Genomic DNA, 21356 nt, shown 5'->3' with positions numbered 1-21356 from the left:
AAAAGGCGTTCCCCGGCATGCTTCGCTAGCACGAAAGCATTGCCGGGGAACGCCTTTTTTATGTGTCCGGAAAAACATCAGCATGAAATGTCAAAAAGATTGTGATGTTCCGGAAAAATCATGGGGATGAATTTTTTCTTTCGTCAAAGCGAGAGCGTGGCTTCCACGCTCACGCACCCTGCTCTTGCGGAATCCGCTGAACGAGCAGCTTGTCTATGCGCGCACCGTCCATATCGACCACTTCGAAAGTGAAATCTTTCCAGGTTGCGGTCTCTCCACTCTGCGGAATATGCTCCAGCTGACTGATTACCAGTCCGGCTACCGTGGTGTATTCGGCATTCTCATGCAGTTCTTCCGCATCGAAATACTCCAGAAAGTCATACATCGGGCACTGTCCGTCGACCAGCCAGCCAGCATTGTCTTTTCTCTTCACAATGTATGGCTCGTCGGCCACATCATCGTTCACGCTGCCCACCAGTCCCTCCAGAATGTCTTTCAGGGTGATGATACCCATGCAGGCACCAAACTCGTCACAAACCAAGCCGCGGCTTAGGCTCTGGGTCTTCATCAGTTCCAGTGCCTTGTAGACGCTCATATTCTCATAGAAATACATGGGTCGGCGTATGAGGGCACGCAGAGAGAAATCCTTGCGCTCCAGAGTGAGCACCAGATCTTTCAGAGTGATGATACCCAGCACATGGTCCAAACCTCCGTCGGCCACCGGATATACTTCGTAAAGATCCTGCTTCAGCACCTGACGCACCTCATCGGCCGTGTTGTTCACATCCAGCCAGACCAGATCCTTCTTATGCGTCATGATGGAGTCAATCTTCAGGTCGCCCATCAGGAACACACGCTCCACGATGTCCTGCTCCACAGGCTGCACCTCTCCGCCCTCAGTTCCTTCCTGAATGATGGACTTGATTTCTTCCTCGGTCACCTTGCTCTCAGAGGATTTGACCCCCAGCATGTTGAACATCACCGACGTACTCTTGGAAAGCAGCCAAACAAACGGCGAGGCGATCAGTGAAAGCACATACATAGGACGGGCCACAATCTTGGAAACCTTTTCGGCCACACTCAAGCCGATACGCTTCGGTACCAGCTCGCCGAAGATAAGTGTCAGGTAGGTCACGATGACCACAATCAGCGCCTGGGCAATCGTAAAGGCATAGGATGCCGGGACACCGGCCTGTGCCATCCACTCGCCGAAGATCACGGCTATGGTATTTCCGGAATAGATTCCGGTGAGGATACCGATCAGCGTGATGCCAATCTGTACCGTCGAGAGGAAACGGTCCGGCTCATTGGCCAGCTTCAGGGCCGTCTGTGCCGACTTGTTTCCTTTCTTGGCATCTGTTGTGAGATTTGATTTTCGGGCAGAAATCAGGGCGATCTCCGACATGGCAAATATACCGTTCAGGAGAATCAGACCGACAATAATAAATATTTCGCTCATATTTCTTTCTTCCCCTTATTTATTTCTGAATGACATAACCAAACGGGCCAGTTCGCCAATCCAAAGCACCAGAGAAGAAGAGGCGATAATCAGCAGCCAGTCTTCCCACGGCAGCGGCACCACGCTGAACATGGCTCCACCGAAGGTGACAATCAGATACTGACCCCCCAGAATCAGCAGGGCCACCCACAGAAAACTGGTGCAACGGCTCAGGCCTGCAAAAGCAGAACCTCCGGTAAGGTAGGCTTTTGCGTTGAACATGTTCCAGAACTGCAACATCACAAAGAAGCTGAAGAACCAGGACAGGTCGTGCGGTGTAAGTCCCTCTGAAGCATGGAAGTGCAGCAAAAGGCCCATGAGCACCACCACGAAGGCCAGACCGACCCCGAAAATACGCCAGGTCATGGAGCGCGAAATGATAAAATCACCGTTGGCACCACTGCGGCGCGGCTTGTCTTTCATCACCTGCTCGGTAGGAGGCAGAGAAGCCAGAGCACCGGCTGCAAAAGTATCCATAATAAGGTTCACCCAAAGCATCTGAGTGATGGTGAGCGGTGACTCGGTACCGAGCAGCGAACCGGCCAGCACAATGAGACAGGCAGCCACATTGATGGTGAGCTGGAACAGCAGGAAACGCTGGATGTTGCGATAGAGCGAACGGCCCCACATCACGGCACGGGTAATACTTCCGAAGGAATTGTCGATAATGGTAATGTCGCTGGCTTCCTTGGCCACCGAAGTACCGTCGCCCATAGACAGACCCACCTGAGCGGCTTTCAGCGCTGGAGCATCGTTGGTTCCATCACCCGTAACAGCCACCACGGCATCCTTCTGCTGCAACAGTTGCACCAGACGCTGCTTGTCGGTAGGACGGGCACGGCACATGATCTTCAGGTCGAGCACCCGATTCAGGGCTTCTTCATCGGTAAGGGCCTCGAATTCCGGACCGGTAATGATATTGCGGTCAGTGTCCTTCTCGGTCCAGATTCCAATCTGACGACCGATTTCGCGTGCGGTTCCCGGAGTGTCACCGGTAACGATCTTCACCGAGATGCCGGCATTCAGACAGCTCTGCACGGCTGCCGGCACATCCTGACGCACCGGATCAGAAATGGCTACAATACCCACATAGGTCAAATCCAGACCGGCCATCAGGCGACCGTTCTCATAAGGTGCTTCCGAATCGCCCGGTTTCAGAATCTGGTAAGCGAATCCCAACGTACGCATCGCCTGATTCTGATAGCTGAGCAACTGGGCCTCGATATCCGCCTTGCAGGCAGCCGGATCGACCAGACCACCGTCGCGGGCTACCTTTTTGGAGAGTCCCAACACAATTTCCGGAGCTCCCTTCACATAAAGCACCTTGGTGCCGAGCAAAGGAGAGTCGACCACCGTAGCCATATATTTCCGCTCGGTAGAGAAAGTCAGCTGACTGACTACCGCAGCATTTTCACGCAGTTCCAGATAATCACGTCCCTGTGCATCCAGCCACAGCAACAGAGCCGCTTCAGTAGGGTTACCCAGAGTCTTGACCTTTCCGTCCTCTTTATTCAGGTTGGCCGTAGAGTTCACGGCAATACCCTCGGCAATGGCCTTACTCATCTCATCGTCCGCCAACCGTTGGTCTTTCAGCCCGAAGAAACGGGTTTCGTACACCTGCATCTGGTTCTGGGTGAGCGTTCCGGTCTTGTCCGTACAGATCACGGTTGTAGCTCCCATAGTCTCACAAGCGTGCATCTTACGCACCAGGTTGTTGGTCTTGAGCATACGGTTCATGCTCAGCGCGAGACTGAGTGTCACACTCATCGGCAAGCCTTCGGGCACAGAAACCACAATCAGGGTAACGGCAATCATAAAGTGATTCAACAGCTCGGACACAATGTTCATCCATCCTGTTGGTGTATCTCCGCCAAGGAATGTCTTCAGAGTCAGGACAATAAAAGTTATGGCTGCAATGGCATAACCGGCCTTACTGATGACTCCGGCCAGCCCTTTGAGCTGAATCTGCAACGGAGTGTCTATATTGTTGTCAATCTGCGAACCTTCATACACCTTACCGTAACCGGTAGCATCACCTACCAAATCCACCTTCATCACTCCATGACCGTCTACCACGGTAGTGCCACGCATCACCACATTCGAAGGATAAGTAGCTTCATGATCAAAGTCGGCTTCTACGGTAGTTTTTCCGATCATCGGCTCACCGGTGAGGGTAGATTCGTTCACCTGTAGCGAAACCGCCTCAAGCAAAGTACCGTCTGCCGGGATTTCCTCTCCGGTATTCAGCACCACAATATCTCCCACAACCACTTCCTTACGGGTGATTTCCTGAATCTTTCCGTCGCGGATTACGGTTACGGGCACATCATCATTCACGGTATTGAGCACATCAAATGCCCGGTTGGCTTTCACCTCAAAAATAAAACCAGTCATGCTGGCCAGCAAAATAGCAAAGAAAATACCCAGCGGCTCCAAGAAAGCGGCAAATCCCGCCTGCTCCGGCCCCCAGCAATGAACTCCGGAAATAATCATGGACAATACCCATGCTACCAGAAGGATACGGATTATCGGATCTTCAAATTTCTCCAGAAACTGTTTCCACAAAGAAACCTTTTCGGGAGGAGTCAATACGTTCTCACCAAACTTTTTCCTGTTTTCTTCGACTTCCTGAGAAGTCAGGCCTTGATAGGTCTGTTTTGTTTTCATCTGATTGTTTTATGTTTAATAAAATGTTAGAAACAAAAATATTTTTTTCAAGATAAAGAATAAACATGACATCATGAAACACAAACGAAACAATATTTCAAAAATTAATATACTTTAAAGCAGGATGTAACAAATATATTACAATTTCCGAAATACAAAAAAGGCCGGAATCGGCTCACACAGGGACAAAAAAAGAGGAACATCCAGCATAGGATATCCCTCTTCTTCATAAAGAATTATTTAAAGCATGAATTATTTATCACCGAAGTAACGGTTGTACAAGCCCAGGAAGCCACGACCGTGACGAGCCTCGTCCTTAGCCATTTCGTGAACTGTATCGTGGATAGCGTCCAGGTTCTGAGCCTTAGCCATCTTAGCGATCTCCATCTTACCAGAGCAAGCACCGCTCTCAGCTTCCATTCTCTTCTTCAGGTTAGTCTTGGTATCCCAAACCATGTCACCCAACAACTCGCAGAAACGAGCAGCGTGGTCAGCCTCCTCAAAAGCATAGCGCTTGAAAGCCTCAGCAATTTCAGGATAGCCCTCACGGTCAGCCTGACGGCTCATAGCCAGATACATACCAACCTCAGTGCACTCACCCTCGAAGTTAGCGATCAAACCCTTCTTGATTTCAGGATCAACATCCTTTGCGATACCGATAACGTGCTCGGTAACGAATGTCAATTCAGTATCAACCAATTCCTTGAACTTATCAGCTGGAGCTTTACACTGTGGGCACTGTGCTGGAGCTTCATTTCCTTCGTGAACATAACCGCAAACGGTACATACAAATTTCTTAGCCATTTTCTTTTAGTTTTTAGTTTAGTACTATATGTTTATTCTGACCCCTCAACAGATCAAGAATTTTTCTTTTTACATTCTGAGCAGTAACCTTTATAATATACATGAGCCTCGGTGATTTCAAAACCGGTCTCCTTTTCCGGACATCCCACATACATCTGCTCTTCGGTAAGCGGGAAGTCAAATACCTTGCCACAAGTCTTGCACAAGAAATGAACATGAGGCGTAACCACTCCGTCAAAACAAACCTTGCGCTCATCGATAGTCAGCATCTGTGCAGCACCTTGCTCTGCAAACAACTTCAAGGTGTTGTATACCGTTGTCTTTGACAAGGTGGGAATCTCCTTATGCAAAGCCACATACACTTCGTCCACAGTGGGATGCGTGTGGTGCTTCTGAAGATAATCCATGATGGCGATTCGTTGAACAGACGGATGAATTCCGTACTCTAATAATGTATTTAATGCATTATCCATCATATCGTCATTAATTTATTATAAACATGTAATTATTACAAGTGCAAATGTAGAATAAAACTAGCTTCTCCACAAATAATTATGGGAGTTTTTTTTAAGAATCTTCCATTTTTTAGATTTGTTGTGTATTTTCCGTCAATCTTTACGTTTTTTGATTATCATACGGTTTCCGGGAATCAGGAGAATGGAGTAAATCCGGAAATCGGAAACGACTCCTGCTCATATTATATAAGTAAGAAAAAGAAGGCAAAACAACTATCCTTTATTAATATATATATATTTCACCAAAATTGCTTATCTTTGTGTCATCATAATAATCTACAACTCAAATGAATTACGGTTTTGTAAAAGTAGCTTCGGCCATACCCAGTGTCAAAGTGGCCGACTGCAGGTACAACATCCTGCAAATAGAAAGCCTCATCGCCCAGGCGGAAGGCAAGGGCATCGAGGTGATCTGTTTTCCAGAATTGAGCATCACCGCCTACACTTGCGGCGATCTGTTTTCACAGCAACTGTTGCTCGATGAAGCAGAAATGGCTCTGATTTCTCTGTTGGATTTTACCCGTTCGCTGAACGTGATTTCCATTGTAGGATTTCCTCTACCCTACCGCGGCACTCTGCTGAACTGTGCCGCCGTAATCCAGAAAGGCAAGATTTTGGGTCTGGTTCCCAAAACCTATCTGCCTAACTATAAAGAATTTTATGAGCAGCGCTGGTTCACCAGTGGCACCACTTTCCCGGAAACCTCTGTAAAAATCTGCGGTCAGCAGGTTCCTTTGGGAAACAACCTTATATTCCAACTGCCTCACTTCAGCTTTGCGGTAGAAATCTGCGAAGATGTTTGGGCACCGATTCCTCCAAGCAGTATGGCTGCCCTGCGCGGAGCGGAAATCATTTTCAACCTGAGTGCCGACAATGAGGGCATTGGAAAGCACCAGTATCTGAAATCGCTGCTGGCACAACAGAGTGCCCGCTGTCTGGCCGGTTATGTATTCTCCGGCTGCGGTTTCGGAGAAAGCACACAGGATCTTGTCTTTGCCGGCAAAGGCTTTATCTACGAAAACGGCACCCTGCTCGCCGAAAGTGAGCGTTTCTCTCTGAAGGAACAGCTTATCAGCACAGAAATTGATGTGGAGCGCCTGCGCATGGAGCGTCAGGTGAACACTACTTTTGCGGCAAACATGGCACAGCAGGACTGGAAACAGGCACGCTATATCGACACGGAGCTGATTGTTCCGAAAGAGTTCAAGCTGAGCAGAAATTTCGATCCTTCTCCATTTGTTCCGAAGGGAGAAGCCCTGAACGAACGTTGCGAAGAAATATTTGCCATACAGACTCAGGGACTGGCCAAACGCATCGTACACACACATGCCCAGAATGTGGTAGTCGGCATATCAGGCGGTCTGGATTCCACTCTGGCCCTTCTGGTCTGCGTGAAGACCTTCGACCTGCTCGGATTGTCGCGCAAAAACATCATCGGTATCACCATGCCTGGATTCGGTACTACCGGACGTACCTATAACAATGCCCTGAACCTGATGAAGGAACTGGGAATCACCATCCGCGAGATCAGCATCAAAGATGCCTGTCTGCAACACTTCCGCGATCTGGACATTGATCCAAACGTACATGACGTGACTTATGAAAACAGTCAGGCACGCGAACGCACCCAGATTCTGATGGATGCGGCCAATCAGGCCAACGGTCTGGTAATCGGTACCGGCGACCTTTCGGAACTGGCATTGGGTTGGGCCACTTACAACGGCGACCACATGAGCATGTACGGCGTCAACGCTTCTATTCCGAAAACTCTGGTACGTCATCTGGTGCACTGGGTTGCCTTGCAGGAAATGGATGATGCCTGCCGCGAGACACTGCTCGACATCATTGACACTCCTATCAGTCCGGAGCTGATTCCGGCTGACGAAAACGGTGAGATCCAACAGAAGACCGAAGATCTGGTCGGTCCGTATGAGTTGCATGATTTCTTCCTGTACTATACCTTACGCTTCGGCTTCCGTCCGGCAAAAATCTATATGATTGCTCAGAAGGCCTTCAAAGGCAGTTATACGGACGAGGTCATCAAAAAATGGCTCACCACTTTCTTCCGCCGCTTCTTTGCCCAGCAATTCAAACGCTCTTGCCTGCCTGACGGTCCGAAAGTGGGCAGTTGCTCATTGAGTCCGCGCGGCGACTGGCGCATGCCAAGCGACGCATCTTCGGCATCCTGGCTGGAAGAGTGCGCTTCGCTGCAATAATTCACTCAAAGACAAAAATACTTCCAAGGATGCAGATATAAGAACACCGCCTGCTTTATGGTACAAAACATCATAAAAACAGGCGGTGTTTTCATTTTAACACTCTAAAAGAGTCATTATATCATTCTCTTTTACTTGGCTTCTGACAATGGAAGAATCTGTCCCTGACTCCATACATTAGCCGCCTTATAGGCATTCACCGAAACATCGGGAACATACACCTTGCATTCAGGAGAAAGCGCATTATCTGACAATACTGTAGGCGGTGTGGTTGCATAGCAATAGATAACGTCGAAATATTTATGAAGATTGTCCTCTCGAATGACTTGTAATGTCTTTGGAAATACCAGTGTCCCTCCTATAAGTGAGGACAATACCGCTTGCTGAATAACTGCTGTTCCCTCCCAAATGGTTGTATGAGAAATTGGTGAATTAAATACATTCGTATATAACCCCGTAGGAACCACTAAATTACCAGGAATCGTCAGATACCGTAATTGACTACAAGAATAAAAAGCTGACTTTCCTATTTTTTTAACCCCAAAAGGAACTACCACACGCACCAAACTTTTACAGGATCTAAAAGCAGACTCTTCGATAGAAGTTACACTTTCGGGGATTTCTATTTCACTTAAACTGGAACAACCACTAAAACAACTATAAGAAATACTAGTAAGGCTATTCGGAATGTTTATCATTTTCAAACCAGAACACCCTGTAAAAGCCTCTGATTCCATAGAGCGAACTGTTTCAGGGATTTTCACTTCCGTCAAACTTTTACAATTTCTAAAACACTGTTTTGTGATTATTTCTATTTGTGAAGGAAAACGTAATCTGTTCAAACCTTCACAATCATCAAATGCACCAGATTCTATACTCTGGAGGCTTTCAGGTAAAATTGCTTCTTTTAAAGAAGTACAACTCACAAAGGCATTCGATTCAATTGTTTTTAACCCTTCAGAGAAAAAGACTCTCTCTAACGAAAGACAACGTCTAAATGTACTATATTTCAATACTTCCAATTTTTCTGGCAAAACAATCTCCCGTAGTGCCAAACATTGGTCAAAAGCATGATTACCCATAACCTCCAAGCTTTCAGATAATTGAATATTCTCTAAAAGAATACAATGCCAGTATTTACAACCGATTATTACTCAATATTTTATAGATAATAAGTCAGAAATATGGTTGTTATTTTTAATTGCACATTCTAAAAGGTGAAGATTTAACGCTTTTATTGATTATTAACTCAAAAAGGACATCAACTTGGGTCGTTTCTTCTCTTTTCCTTGCTATTCGTTTCCGATATTCCACTTTTGTTTTGGTCTATCTCATATGTACTGCAAAGGTATTGATTTTTGTTTGATATTGCTCCTTGCTTGCTCCTTGTCGTAGATTAATTTTCACACAGGAATTTTTGTTCTCTTTCTATAGGGGCTTGAAACAATCCATTTATTGGAAACAATTAAAGACGGAGCTGGTTTGCCCCAGTGCTTTTTAAGAAACAGGGCAATTATTTTATCTCCACAAAGGCTCTTGTTCCCAATTATGAGGAAAGCCTAATAAACGAGTTCTTACTGATGGGTATTTCGATAAAAGCTGCTTGAAATCTGCAACAAAAGTGTTGCCCATAGAAATGGAGTTAAGCCAATACACCACATAGCAGAGTTGCGGATAAAGTGTTTGTTCACGGAACGAGAAATCCGTAATCCATGTGTTTGGCATACGCATAGGCATCATTGGCTTGACAGGAAAGACCCGATTTGACAGTCTTGAATGATGGGCGCAGCAATTACGAAGTACGGGTCTGGGTACGGATTAAAAGGCTAAGTGATTATTTCCAGTCATTTAGCCTTTTTAATTATCTAATTTTTCCCCACATTTTCCCCACAGCTGTCTATTTATATATTTTAGAAACATATTTTTCCGTAAAGTTATGTACCTTTGTCGGCAAATAAAGACTTGAGTTCAACTTATAAATGCAACTTTTTGGGTGCGGATAATAAGCAATAAAAACATTTATTTTTCAGAGAGGAAAGAGAGACAATGTCCCCCTTTCTCTCACTCTGAATGGATAAAGTTTGCTATCTTTGCTTTAATTGTCCGTCCAAAGAAAAAAAAGTTGCAGATGAGCAAACATATAACCGAGGAACAAAGGTATGCAATTTCTATGATGTTGCAAATACCGATGAGCAAAAAAGCAATAGCGGAAGCTATCGGAGTAGATAAAAGCACTGTTTACAGGGAGATAAAGCGCAATTGCGACGCCCGAAGTGGTAGCTATAGCATGGAGCTTGCCCAGCGAAAAGCAGACAGGCGCAAGCAGCAAAAACATCGCAAGGAAGTGCTTACACCGGCAATGAGAAAACGGATAATAAAGCTGTTGAAGAAAGGATTCAGCCCGGAGCAGATTGTCGGCAGGAGCCGCTTGGAGGGAATTGCGATGGTATCTCACGAAACGATATATCGCTGGATTTGGGAGGATAAGCGGCGGGGTGGCAAACTGCACAAATATCTTCGCAGACAAGGTCGCAGGTATGCCAAACGTGGTTCTAAAAATGCAGGGCGAGGATTTATCCCAGGCAGGGTGGATATTGATGAGCGTCCCGAGATAGTGGAACTGAAGGAGAGATTTGGTGATTTAGAGATAGATACAATTATTGGTAAGAACCACAAAGGTGCCATTCTTACCATTAACGACAGAGCAACAAGCAGGGTCTGGATACGCAAGTTGTCGGGAAAAGAAGCCATCCCGGTAGCTAAGATTGCAGTATGGGCACTGCGGAAAGTGAAAAACTTAATACACACAATTACGGCTGACAATGGAAAGGAGTTTGCAAAGCACGAGGAAATTGCGCAAAAATTGGAAATAAAATTCTATTTTTGCAAACCATACCACTCATGGGAACGTGGTGCCAATGAAAACACCAACGGGCTTATCAGGCAGTATATCCCAAAGGGTAAGGACTTTAGTGAAGTAACCAACAAACAGATTAAGTGGATTGAAAATAAACTCAATAATCGACCTCGTAAAAGACTTGGATACCTCACGCCAAACGAAAAATTTAAACAAATTATTAATCAGAATTCTGTTGCATTTGCAAGTTGAATTCAGCAGATATTCTCGTCAAACAAATATAAATAATATAAACATGGAAAAAAACAGAAAAAAACAAATCGTAGTTTTGAGTATAGCTTTAGTTTGCATTTTCATCTTGGTATTTTCATTGTTCCATAAATCAGCGACAAAAGATAGCGCAAATCCTCCTTTAACAAATGTTTTGACTGATAGCATTTCTCAAATTGTCTCAGCTTGTCCTGGCGAAATTGGTGTGGCGGTTATTGTTAATAACAGAGATACGGTTAAGGTCAATAATAAGAGTGTTTATCCTATGATGAGTGTGTTTAAGGTTCATCAGGCATTAGCTCTTTGTAATGACTTTGACAATAAAGGAATTTCACTTGATACCTTAGTAAATATAAATAGGGATAAACTTGACCCAAAGACTTGGAGTCCTATGCTGAAAGATTATTCAGGGCCAGTCATATCATTGACAGTGAGAGATTTGCTGCGTTATACTCTTACTCAGAGTGACAACAATGCAAGCAACCTTATGTTTAAGGATATGGTTAATGTCGCTCAAACAGATAGTTTTATAGCCACACTCATTCCTCGTTCAAGTTTTCAGATAGCTTATACGGAAGAGGAAATGTCGGCTGACCATAACAAGGCTTACTCTAACTATACATCTCCTCTTGGTGCTGCAATGTTGATGAATCGTTTGTTTACTGAAGGTCTTATCGATGATGAGAAACAAAGTTTCATTAAGAATACGTTAAAAGAATGCAAAACAGGTGTAGATAGGATAGCAGCTCCACTTCTTGATAAAGAAGGGGTTGTTATAGCGCATAAGACAGGTTCAGGTGATGTTAATGAAAATGGTGTTCTTGCAGCTCACAATGATGTTGCCTATATATGTCTGCCTAATAATATCAGTTATACCTTAGCGGTATTTGTTAAGGATTTCAAGGGAAATGAATCACAAGCGTCACAATATGTTGCGCATATATCAGCTGTAGTATATTCTTTATTAATGCAAACTTCAGTAAAATCTTAAACTGCACTTGCTTTGATAATTAATGATAAACAATCTAAAAGCACTCTAATCGTTATCGGAGTGCTTTTAGATTACTAATCAAATTGCTTCTATTATAATTTGAATCCTCTACTTTTTCTTTCTTCCTGTTGCGGCACTCTTGCTCCATATCTAAGCCTGTGCCATTGCTCCCTGAACCAGTCGGCAATCGGCTTCCTGTTTATTGTCAGGTTCAGCCTGCTTTCATCGTCAGGGTCATTTTCCACCCTTAAAATATCATCCTTTATATCAAAGTTCCGCCTGTGTTGCTCGGAATAGATTTTACCGCTACATTTCAGGGCTTCTTTTTTGACTATAAGACTTTCAGTCATTTCTTTAGAGAATCCCAGCATGGCACAAAACTTTTCCATGCGCAGCATTTCCCTGAACATCGGAAACCACCTGAAAGCCTTGTCTATGATTCTGGCGAGCCGTGACAGTTCTTTTTCTTTCATGTCAAGTTCCTGCCTGTGCATTTCTCTGAGATTGTGGATTTGCGTATCATGCTGTTTCTGCATCTGCTGTACTTGGCTCTGCAATTTTTCAATATTGGTGTTCCGTTTTGAAACCTCGTCTTGCAGTTTTTCGTTGGCACGTTCCAGTTCTTTCAGTTTTCCACTCCCGAAAAGAGAAGCAACTCCACTAGTTATGGCTGTCGCTGCCGTGGTGGCTGTCTTCTTTAACTTGTCAGTGCGTATTTCTGATTTCACCTGTTTCAGTTCCTGCTCGGCAAGATTTATCTGTTCTTCTTTGTGCCGTTTGGCTGCATCCATGCGTTGCAGTTCAGCTTTCTGCTTCTCAATGATAAAGTCGTTCCGTTCCAGATGCTCCTTACCAGTGACAGCCTTTGACTGCCCGCGTTCCATCAGCAGGATGTCGGATGCAAGGGTCTGCATCTGCATCATGTCATCGTCATTGAGCTTTCGGCTCTTTCCTGTTTCGTGGTTCATCCAGTCGAAAACGATATGGGCATGATAGTTCGGCTTGAACCATCTGTTCCCGACCTTGAAGCTTTCCCTGTCTTCCGCTTCCGGTTGACCGTTCAGCCAATGCCCTTCATCCTTGTGCAGGAAGATTTGCAGCGGTGTGATTCCCCAGCGTCTTTGACACTCCTCACCGAATTTACGCACGTCTGCCAGTGTGGTGTCCGACCTGACAAGCAGCACTCCTTCACGTATGGGGGAGCATCCCGCAATCTTGACTATTTTACCGTTCTTGCCTTTGCGTTCACGCTCCTTTTCCTGCATGGCACGTCCGGTCTTTTCCTTTACCATCTGTCTGATATTGTCATAATGCATCCGCAAATCCGGACTGCCGAAGTCGGGATTTATCCACTGTTCGTTATCGGTGGATAGTTCAGGAACGACATAGATTCTGGACTCTCCGATGTGGCGCATGTATTCGGCAGTCCTCCTGTTGTGAGCCTCGCTCGATGCGATGTTGCAGGGCTTGATATGTATGCTTGATTTTGTTGCCATAGATACTTGTTTTTTGGTTTGTACTTTATTGTTTGCTTTTCCGCTGTCCGTAAACGCATGGGGTTCTTAGGGGTGCAACCCATAAGCGGAGATTGCAAAGAGAGGGTCACTCTTTGCTCTGGGTTCTCAGGGGAGAAACGCCCTGAGTGGGTCATTAGGGTAAAACCCTAATCCCCTCGGGAGAGCCCACAACTACGTAAGCGGAGCGTGTAGTTATAGTGGGCTATATCAATGGCAAGCCATTGTCTGCAAACTCCAGCCTACGGCTTCCGCTCTCCTCCGTCAGGGAGGTTTTTCATCATCGTTGCCGATTGGAGATGCACCGACCAGCACAAGGTCTAAATCGTCTATCAGTTTTTGCAGGACGGGATTCTTCTCTATCATCCGCTGGAGGATTCTCTCAGCCTCGACCAAGTGGTTGGCTGTACTCATCACCTTGCCCTCCCGTATCTGAAAGATAATCCAATCGGCTATGTCGATATGGGCTTCTTTTTGTTTCGGGGTGGCATTCCTTTCGATGATGTCCGAAACCACCACCTTACAAAAGTACATGCTCTCGGCTCGCTGTTTCCACTCGGCATAAGCATCGGCATCGGGAAAGAGAAGCACGGTTCGCCCTGACAGTACACGGAGTTTCTCTTCTCTCATCTGACTCTTACCACCCGTAGCCAGCCATACATAATCGGGGAAGATAGCAGAACCGATAACGGCACTCTTCTCGGATTCCACCAAGACCACCACCTTGTCGGGATGCGTTTTCAACAAGTGTTCCCCGAAAAGGCATTGGGATAGTTGCCAATCCTCTGCCAACACACGCTGCTTTTTCAATATGCTGTGTATCCAGTTCACTGCCGATGTCTGTCCTCCCTTGATACGGTGTCCGTCTTCGGGATTGTACTGCATCACCTTTCCCGTGCGTACCTTGCCCGTCCTGTCTATCTGCCAAAAGATAACAGAGCCGTCACGGGTAGCCCCCAAACGGTATTCCTCCAACAACCGCTTCAACACCTCTTTCGCCTTGTCGCCATAGTAGGAAGTAAGGAGTGTGAAGAGGAAACGGAAGAAATTGCTACGCTCGCTTTGCGACTTCTCCACATAGTGAGGGGGAATATAGCCGATGGCTGTCGGCTTACTTTGCTGCTTCACTTTCTTCTGCTCTGCTCTTTGCCTGTCAAAAGAGAAATCATTGGTAGTTCTGTGTTCAGGATGCTCTTGAAAATACTCTTTCGGAGTGTAGTGATACCCACAACCGCTTTCGTGGTTACATCTGCCGACCGATGGATGCAACGGCACATTATTTTCGTCCACGTAATAGACGAAAGAATGCCTGTCTCCGCATTTGGGGCAGGTATGCCGTGTTGCCGTTCCTTTATACTTCTGTAATGAATAATTGCCCATAGCTTAGTCCGTTTTTGATGGTTGATTGTCGGCTGTCCCATCCTGTCCCATTGTCCCACACTCTAAGGGTTGGGACAGTGGGACACTTGGGACACCTGCGTTTTTACTCTCTTTGCTGCGCTGGATGATACGGTTTACGGTGGACTTGCCACAATTCACCTGTGAGGCTATCTCCCTGACGGACTTGCCCGATTGGGAGAGTTGCAGAATTTGGCAATCCCTTTGGCTTGATTCATTGTCGCCCAATTTTTTCAAGTGTTCCTTTTCCGTGGAATAGCCCCTGAACACGAACTGCAAGAAAGCATCCACCTTGTCAATCTCGTAAACGATTACATTATCCGCATCATGAGAGAACGTGCCATAGCGCACTTTAAGCTGCTTCACATAGCGAAGCCCTCCGTCTTGGGCACTTTTTCCAATGGTGAACACGCTGTCAAAGAAATTGTAGAGCCGTTTGCTTCCGGCAAGGTCGTTGGATGTGATGGGACAATCCAAAGAGCGTTTGGGCGTATGTGCTAGGACAAGGATAGAGAGCGCATATCTCTTTTTGAGATTGTTCAGCTGAATCATCAGCCGTCCTGCGGCATCGCCTTTCTCCATGGCGCAACACAGGTAGGTAAGATTGTCAATGATGAAAATCTTGCAGTCGGTCTGCACAGCCATCTGTTCAATGCCGCCTATGATAGCTTCCTCAAAGTTGGCATCCAAAAGCTGGTTGCAGTCAATAGACACCCGATAGAGTTTGTCGGGAAAGGTGTAGAGCTCTCCATGCTCGTTGGTATAGCGGAGCTGGAACTGCTTTTCGGACAGTTCAAAGTCCAGATACAGCACATTGTCGGTTCGGGCGATGCGGTCGGCTATCTGCACGGCAAGGATGGACTTGCCCACGTTGGAATCGGCAAACAAGCAGGAGAGTTCCCCCTCGTACCAAAAGCTGTCCCACAGCGCACGGGGCGTAGGCAATAACGATGCTTCAAGAATGGTTTGGTTTGCCGTCTTGATATTCATCATGCCTACACTGTCGGGCATACCGTTATGCGCTTGGGATGCTTTTGTGAGGTCGCCACGTATCAGGTTGATATAGTTCTTATCCTCTTCCATATCATTCACCAGTTACGTGGGTTGGGCTTGCGACGGTGGGAAGAGGATAAGGACTTGTTCAGTTCCTCGTCTGACAACGGTATGGGATTCTTTCGGGCGGTTTCCAGCCACTTGTCCAGTTCGTCACGGTAAAGGCAATAGCGTTTGCCGGGCTTGGTGGCAGGGATTGTCCCTTCTGACAGTTTCATGTAGAGCGTACCCTTAGGGATACCTAAATACTCTGCTGCCTCGTCCACAGACATGGGCACGTGGGTGTCCACCGTTTTGGCATTGTTCACACTGCGCTGCTCGGCGAGCAGGCTTTTCAGGCTCATCACTTCGTCTCGAAGCTGAGCGACAACCTCGGGGAGGTCGTTGAAGGTAAGAATTGATTTTTCCATTCGCGTACTCGTCTCTTTTGTAAGACTTGGCGCAAAGGACTGAAATGATATATCCGTGAATATCTCCACGACACGTCATTGCAAAATAATTCCCGAATAATTAAGCCCAGCCATAAATGACGGGTAAAATTACTCGGGAAACGATGTAAAACAGGCGGTTATGAGTTACCGGATGGTTGTCGTTGGTGTCGTGATTATCCTAATTCCGCACATAATCCTCGGGATAGTGGAAATCAAGTTTGCCGTTTTCGGGTTCATCAATGGGAATTTCCGTCTTTAACGGCTCTACCTTGAAATTCTTGATGGTTGATAAGTCTGTATCAGCAAACGATTTCGGGAAAAGGGCTTTGATGAACTTGGCACGGTTATCCCCATTGTAGTATCTCTTGTACAGGAAACGCTCAGAGATATTCCATACGAAGTGACGGAGTGGAATGTTGTTGATGTCTTTGGTAAACGGTCTTTGTATGGGCTTCGGGGTATAAGTGTTAAGATTCATCCATTTGTCCACCTCAGTACAGATGTGGTTCACGGTTTCTTGGTCGGCAATGCGAGGCAGGTAATAATGGCAATACTCCATGACCATGCGGATGCGCTCTTCCTTTTCCCGTTGCTCTCTGCTTGCGTAATTGGCACGGTTCTTTTCGTGAAGATCCGGGGCGATAGTAAGCTCTATCGGTTGTGTTTGGATAAGTGTCTCTTCTTTTGTCGGGGATGATTCGGGTACAGGCTCAGGGACTGATGTAGGTCCAGGCACAGATGTGGCTTCTTCAAGTGTATTTTGTGACAGTTCTTCCTGCACCTCTATGGCTTCGGCAATCGTTTCTTTCTTGCCGAACTTGATTTTGTAGATTTCGTATGTATCAAAGATAAGTGTCTGAAAGGAGAGATAGAGCAACCATCCCAACAGGTTACAGCATACGAATACTATCCACCTGACAAAGTTGTCTTGGTTGAAGCTGTCCGCTATTACCAGCGTGGCAATGGAAGATATTAGGACGATGGCGAAGCCGACAAAGCCCAAGATGATGTATTTGTCCTTGATTGATGATTCCATATTTCGTTGAGAGATTGAATGTTCCTGTATTATTTTGTGCAAAGTTAATGCTATTTTTCCCAATTACTGCCCGTTATTTGCGGTTAGAACGGTCTTTTTCAATGTATTTCACGAAATGTCATCATATCATACTCTGTTTCATACTCTGAGGGGCTTATAAATGGTGGCATCAAGCCAAAAACATAGAGGGGCGATTATAGCCTTGTAGCCATAACCGCCCCTCTGAATACCTGTCAATGTGAGACATTTATGCCTCCTTGCGCTTCAAGGTTATCTTGTCCACCACCTGACACATCTGCTGCGCTGCTATCTTGGAATAGATTTGTGTGGTGGTAATGTTCTTATGTCCGAGATAGGCTTGGATGACAGCCATGTCCGTTCCCATTTCCACGTGCAGGCTTCCGAAGCTGTGGCGGGTACAGTGAAAGGTGATTTTCTTGGTTATCCCTGCTGCCGTGAGCCACCGTTGGAGTGGTCCTTGCAGCATCTTGTCCTTGAAATCCTCAAAGATAAGTCCCTCGCCCCGTTCTCCCAGCAGTCCATAGGCTTCATCACTGATGGGGTTATGCACTATTTCTTTGGTTTTCTGCATACGGGTGGTAACGAACATCCTGCCGTTGGTGTATGGTTGTATCTGCTGCCACGTGAGCTGTCTGATGTCGCTCTTTCTCAGTCCCGTAAGACAGGCGAAAAGAAAAGCTTTTTTCAAGACCTCCTCCTCACAGGGTGTTTCGGCAAGCCGTATCAGTTCCTCTTGGCTCAAATGCTCCCTGATGGTGGGAATGCACTCGATGCGGTCTAAGAAGCCGTTTGGGTTCTCCTTTATCTTCCTGTCACGGTAAGCGGTGTGCAGCACGGCACGGAAAGTTGACCAATAGCCTGCTGCGGAGTTGATGTGCAGCTTTTGGTTGGTGTGGATGGATTGGGGTGCATCAAGCAGGTATTCCATGAACTTGCGGCACAAATCCACATCCACCTCCTCAAAGGTGCATTTGCCGTTCACGAACCGCTGGAAATGCTTGTATACGTGCTGCCACTTGATATTCTTGCGGTCAGCCAGTCCTTTGAAATAGGCAAGGAAATCGCCCTTCATCTTGGTCTTGTCAAAAAAGCCGTTGTTTTCATTGAAAATGGCTTCGTAGCGCTGGTTGCGCAGGATGACCGCTTTCTTCATCATGCGTGCGTTGAAGTCCCGTTCCTGCTGGTTTGCAGGTTTGGCGAAGATGTAAATTCCTAAGGCTTCACGTGTAATCACTCTCATGGTGACATTGTCACGGTAGCCGGGATAGTAGTCAAGGCATAGTGAATACTGTGTCCCGTTCTTAATCTTGCGCTTACGCAAGGTAACTGTTTTGCATTTACTCATAATAATTATGTTTTAATTGGTTGTATACATTTTGGAGTTGTATCCATGTTTCCGATGGCAAAGGAACAACGTGAAATATCCGTGAATACCTCCACGATACATCATTTTGAAATAATTTTCGATAATCCCGATTTTTCACGGTTATTTGTTCCTTTCAGCCATGACACGCTCCACATCTGAGCGCAAAAGCAGGTTTTTCACACCCACCTTTATCTTTTCGATGTGCTTCACCTTGACGATATGGCAGATGTTGGCTGACGAAAGACCATAGATTTGCTGCACCTGCTCAACGGTATAGTAGCGTTCATCGTTCACAAGGTCAGTTCTGCGGAGTTCGTTCAAATGTGATTTGGAGTAATAGGTACGCCCGTACTCTCTTTTAGTGGGTATCTTATGGCGATAGGTGTAGGCACGGAGTGCGGTCGGCTTCATGCCGAACAGTTCCTCCACCTCCTCGGTCAGTAGCCAGTCGGTAATTTCGCTAATATCAACTGCCACACCGAAAAACTCGTCAATATGCTTCTTGCTGTAATAGTTCTTTCCTGCGATACGGCAGATGGGGATATGGTTACGCTTGGCGGAAGTGTAAAGCCATGACTGCTTTACCTTAAAAAGGGACATCACCTCCTCGCCCGAATAGAAGTCCAACACTTCTTCGCTTTCCTTTTCCCTTTTTTCTCTTTTGGCAGGTAAGGAAGATGAAGATGATTTCCTTGGTGTGGAGGTGTTGCCGGGCAGGATGCGGTGATAGGGATTGCCCTCCAACATCTGCTCGATGTCGGCTCTGCGGATGAATGCCATGCGGTTGCTGATGCGTGAGGCTTTCAGCTTGCCGATGGCTACAAGTTTGTAAATGTACTGTCGGGAACAGCCCATGAGGATGGCTGCTTTGGAAAAGGTGAGATACTCCTGATGCTGTATCTCCATCAAGGGTTGGGCGACTTTGAAGAGGTTGTTCTTCTGCATCACTCTGGCTCGTTTGGCTTCTGCCTGACAAGCCTCACTGCAATATCTTTGCATACCGCTTCGGGTTACAAAGGACTTGCCGCAAAAACTGCATTTTCTGGTTGCTTTCATACCGTTTTATCGTTTAATGGTTCATTTCTTCAATCCTATATCTCTGAAATGGTAAACGGATGTGAACGGAAGTCAACCATTGTCGCTTTTCTACACAGTGTGACTGTTTCCGCATATCGGGGCGGTTATTGTCGCTTGTCGTAAACGGTTGTAAACCCTTGTCAACAGTCTGCACGGTGTGACAAAAAACAAGCCCCGCAAATTCTCCACGTCAGAAATACGTCTCAAAAATATGTGGAAATTTGGGAAGCGACAAATGGCAACCGAAAAGTGTTAAATTTTAGAATATGCTGGTAATTAAAGATTTACACTCGGATATTTCTGATTAGTTTTGGTTGTTCTATGGTTATAAATACAATCTCTAAAAGCTGATTCTCCAATCGAATTTACTCCATTAGGCATAGCGATGCTCTTCAAACCTTTGCTATTCCAAAAAGCAAAGTCTCCAATAGCTACTGTACTCCTAGGAAGTTTGATTTCTGTCAGAATACTCTCATAAAACAAACGATTTCCTATTTCATCATTTTTTGAATGGTATATGTATCCATTATAACTATAATAAGCCTCTCCACCTTCCACAATACGGGCATCCTGAAGATCCAGTTTCATCAGCATACCATTGGTAGCCGATCCTTTCAAACTACGACCAGCCATCTCACGAATCAGGCGCAGGTCGGTTCCATTCAGGTTTCCAGTAACCTTCATTTCTGTGATAGTATATTTATTATCTTCGCCCACCAACTGAGGTAATGTGCCAGGAGTTTCTACATGATATATACGAGTCAGGTCCGGATATTTCTCCAGTTCACCACCCCACTGATAGGCTTTTCCTGCTTGGAAATTCATCCCTTCCAAAGACAGCACATGCGTAGTTCCATAGGTATCCAGTGCCTTTAGAGTTACGGTCTTTCCGGAAAGGTTGGTTGGTGGCAACATAAAGTATATGGTAGCCGTCAGGTCATTTTCTGTTGTTGTTACTTGATCCAGGCTTACCTCAAAAATATCTGATTTTTCTGTAGGAATAATAGCAGGATTTTCCGCCTTCAAATCCAAAAGGCCTTTGGATACGAACACAGAATCTTCACAGACGAAGGTCAACTTGCGCAACATACCAGCCGCCGGCATCTTAACTTTAAGCTGAACCAAAGCACCCAGATGCTTGAACTCAAAATTCACCTTACCGTCGGTAGGTGTTGTAGCCACAGCAGCCATATAGTCATACGCTCCCAAATGAGTCGTAGAAGCATTGCCGGTCTGCTTTTGTCCCAAATAAGAAACTGGAACAGCATCCGGTGTTAGCGTTGGCCCAGACTTAAAAGGATAATATGCCGCATAGGTTGAAGAAGGTTTCAGAGCCCATCCCCCACCGGTAAAAGCTGCCTTTTTAGTGCCTGCACCGGAAACCATCGGGAAATATGCTTGTGCCCCTTCATCCGGGAAAATACCCACTGTATCTTTTTCTCCCCAAGTAAAAACGGCACCCGCCTCAGTAATATCCAGATTAGTACGAGTTTTAGAGTACTCAAAATCGCTGGCGGTGAAGGTGATCTGCTCCGCCTCATTCAAATCCCAAAGATCCATTTCGGTGCTGCATCCGCAAAATAACGGCAAGGAACCTAAAAGGATCATCATTTTCTTTTTGTTTTGCATAAGAATACTTTTT

At 45.9% G+C, this 21356-nt stretch carries 16 protein-coding genes; 3 read left to right on the top strand and 13 right to left on the bottom strand.

What is annotated here, in order from left to right:
• Positions 1-169 precede the first annotated feature (169 nt).
• The 4 genes from DXA74_RS06165 to DXA74_RS06150 form a co-directional block, all read right to left on the bottom strand.
• Entirely contained in the window at positions 170-1459 is a 1290-nt protein-coding gene (locus tag DXA74_RS06165; protein WP_118525903.1) for a hemolysin family protein, read from the bottom strand.
• A 15-nt stretch (positions 1460-1474) separates the two neighbouring features.
• Positions 1475-4165: a calcium-translocating P-type ATPase, PMCA-type gene (locus DXA74_RS06160; RefSeq protein WP_118525902.1), complete on the bottom strand. Its 2691-nt coding sequence runs from the start codon at positions 4163-4165 to the stop codon at positions 1475-1477.
• Positions 4166-4417: 252 nt separating this feature from the next.
• Complete coding sequence (locus tag DXA74_RS06155) at positions 4418-4969, bottom strand: NADH peroxidase (protein WP_118525901.1); 552 nt, start codon at positions 4967-4969, stop codon at positions 4418-4420.
• 53 nt (positions 4970-5022) lie between these two features.
• A complete protein-coding gene (locus DXA74_RS06150; protein WP_199666106.1) occupies positions 5023-5442 on the bottom strand; it encodes a Fur family transcriptional regulator in 420 nt (139 codons plus the stop codon).
• 329 nt (positions 5443-5771) lie between these two features.
• Here DXA74_RS06150 and DXA74_RS06145 point away from each other — a divergent pair, with 329 nt between their 5' ends.
• Positions 5772-7700, top strand: coding sequence for an NAD(+) synthase (locus DXA74_RS06145; RefSeq protein ID WP_118525899.1), 1929 nt, complete (start codon positions 5772-5774; stop codon positions 7698-7700).
• A gap of 131 nt (positions 7701-7831) precedes the next feature.
• Here the strand turns inward: DXA74_RS06145 and DXA74_RS06140 are convergent, their stop codons facing one another.
• Complete coding sequence (locus DXA74_RS06140) at positions 7832-8824, bottom strand: leucine-rich repeat domain-containing protein (protein ID WP_255420794.1); 993 nt, start codon at positions 8822-8824, stop codon at positions 7832-7834.
• A 1004-nt stretch (positions 8825-9828) separates the two neighbouring features.
• Between DXA74_RS06140 and DXA74_RS06130 the strand changes: the two genes are divergently transcribed.
• A complete protein-coding gene (locus DXA74_RS06130; RefSeq protein ID WP_005794072.1) occupies positions 9829-10809 on the top strand; it encodes an IS30-like element IS4351 family transposase in 981 nt (326 codons plus the stop codon).
• Positions 10810-10852: 43 nt separating this feature from the next.
• Positions 10853-11818 carry an extended-spectrum class A beta-lactamase CfxA3 gene (locus tag DXA74_RS06125; RefSeq protein ID WP_004348227.1) on the top strand — a complete coding sequence of 322 codons (966 nt, stop codon included), beginning with the start codon at positions 10853-10855 and terminating at the stop codon, positions 11816-11818.
• A gap of 92 nt (positions 11819-11910) precedes the next feature.
• Here the strand turns inward: DXA74_RS06125 and DXA74_RS06120 are convergent, their stop codons facing one another.
• The 8 genes from DXA74_RS06120 to DXA74_RS16560 all read right to left on the bottom strand — a co-directional run bounded on the left by DXA74_RS06120 (position 11911) and on the right by DXA74_RS16560 (position 21343).
• Positions 11911-13314: a mobilization protein gene (locus tag DXA74_RS06120; protein ID WP_118525897.1), complete on the bottom strand. Its 1404-nt coding sequence runs from the start codon at positions 13312-13314 to the stop codon at positions 11911-11913.
• 282 nt (positions 13315-13596) lie between these two features.
• Positions 13597-14712 (bottom strand): DUF6371 domain-containing protein, encoded by a 1116-nt coding sequence (locus DXA74_RS06115; RefSeq protein ID WP_004292742.1) that lies wholly within the window; start codon positions 14710-14712, stop codon positions 13597-13599.
• Between the two features lie 3 nt (positions 14713-14715).
• Positions 14716-15813, bottom strand: coding sequence for an AAA family ATPase (locus DXA74_RS06110; RefSeq protein ID WP_004348225.1), 1098 nt, complete (start codon positions 15811-15813; stop codon positions 14716-14718).
• Positions 15814-15818: 5 nt separating this feature from the next.
• Positions 15819-16193, bottom strand: a complete 375-nt coding sequence (locus DXA74_RS06105; RefSeq protein WP_004338328.1) for an excisionase family DNA-binding protein — start codon at positions 16191-16193, stop codon at positions 15819-15821.
• A gap of 199 nt (positions 16194-16392) precedes the next feature.
• Positions 16393-17250 carry a transposon Tn4555 protein TnpC gene (gene tnpC / locus DXA74_RS06100; RefSeq protein ID WP_004339687.1) on the bottom strand — a complete coding sequence of 286 codons (858 nt, stop codon included), beginning with the start codon at positions 17248-17250 and terminating at the stop codon, positions 16393-16395.
• Positions 17251-17497: 247 nt separating this feature from the next.
• A complete protein-coding gene (locus tag DXA74_RS06095; RefSeq protein ID WP_004338318.1) occupies positions 17498-18616 on the bottom strand; it encodes a site-specific integrase in 1119 nt (372 codons plus the stop codon).
• Positions 18617-18757: 141 nt separating this feature from the next.
• Complete coding sequence (gene tnpA / locus DXA74_RS06090; RefSeq protein WP_004292844.1) at positions 18758-19693, bottom strand: transposon Tn4555 protein TnpA; 936 nt, start codon at positions 19691-19693, stop codon at positions 18758-18760.
• Between the two features lie 297 nt (positions 19694-19990).
• Positions 19991-21343: a leucine-rich repeat protein gene (locus DXA74_RS16560; protein ID WP_118525896.1), complete on the bottom strand. Its 1353-nt coding sequence runs from the start codon at positions 21341-21343 to the stop codon at positions 19991-19993.
• Positions 21344-21356 lie beyond the last annotated feature (13 nt).

The sequence above is a fragment of the Bacteroides sp. OF04-15BH genome (assembly GCF_003477995.1).
GTDB lineage: Bacteria > Bacteroidota > Bacteroidia > Bacteroidales > Bacteroidaceae > Paraprevotella.
This window is presented reverse-complemented; position numbering and strand designations above follow the sequence as displayed.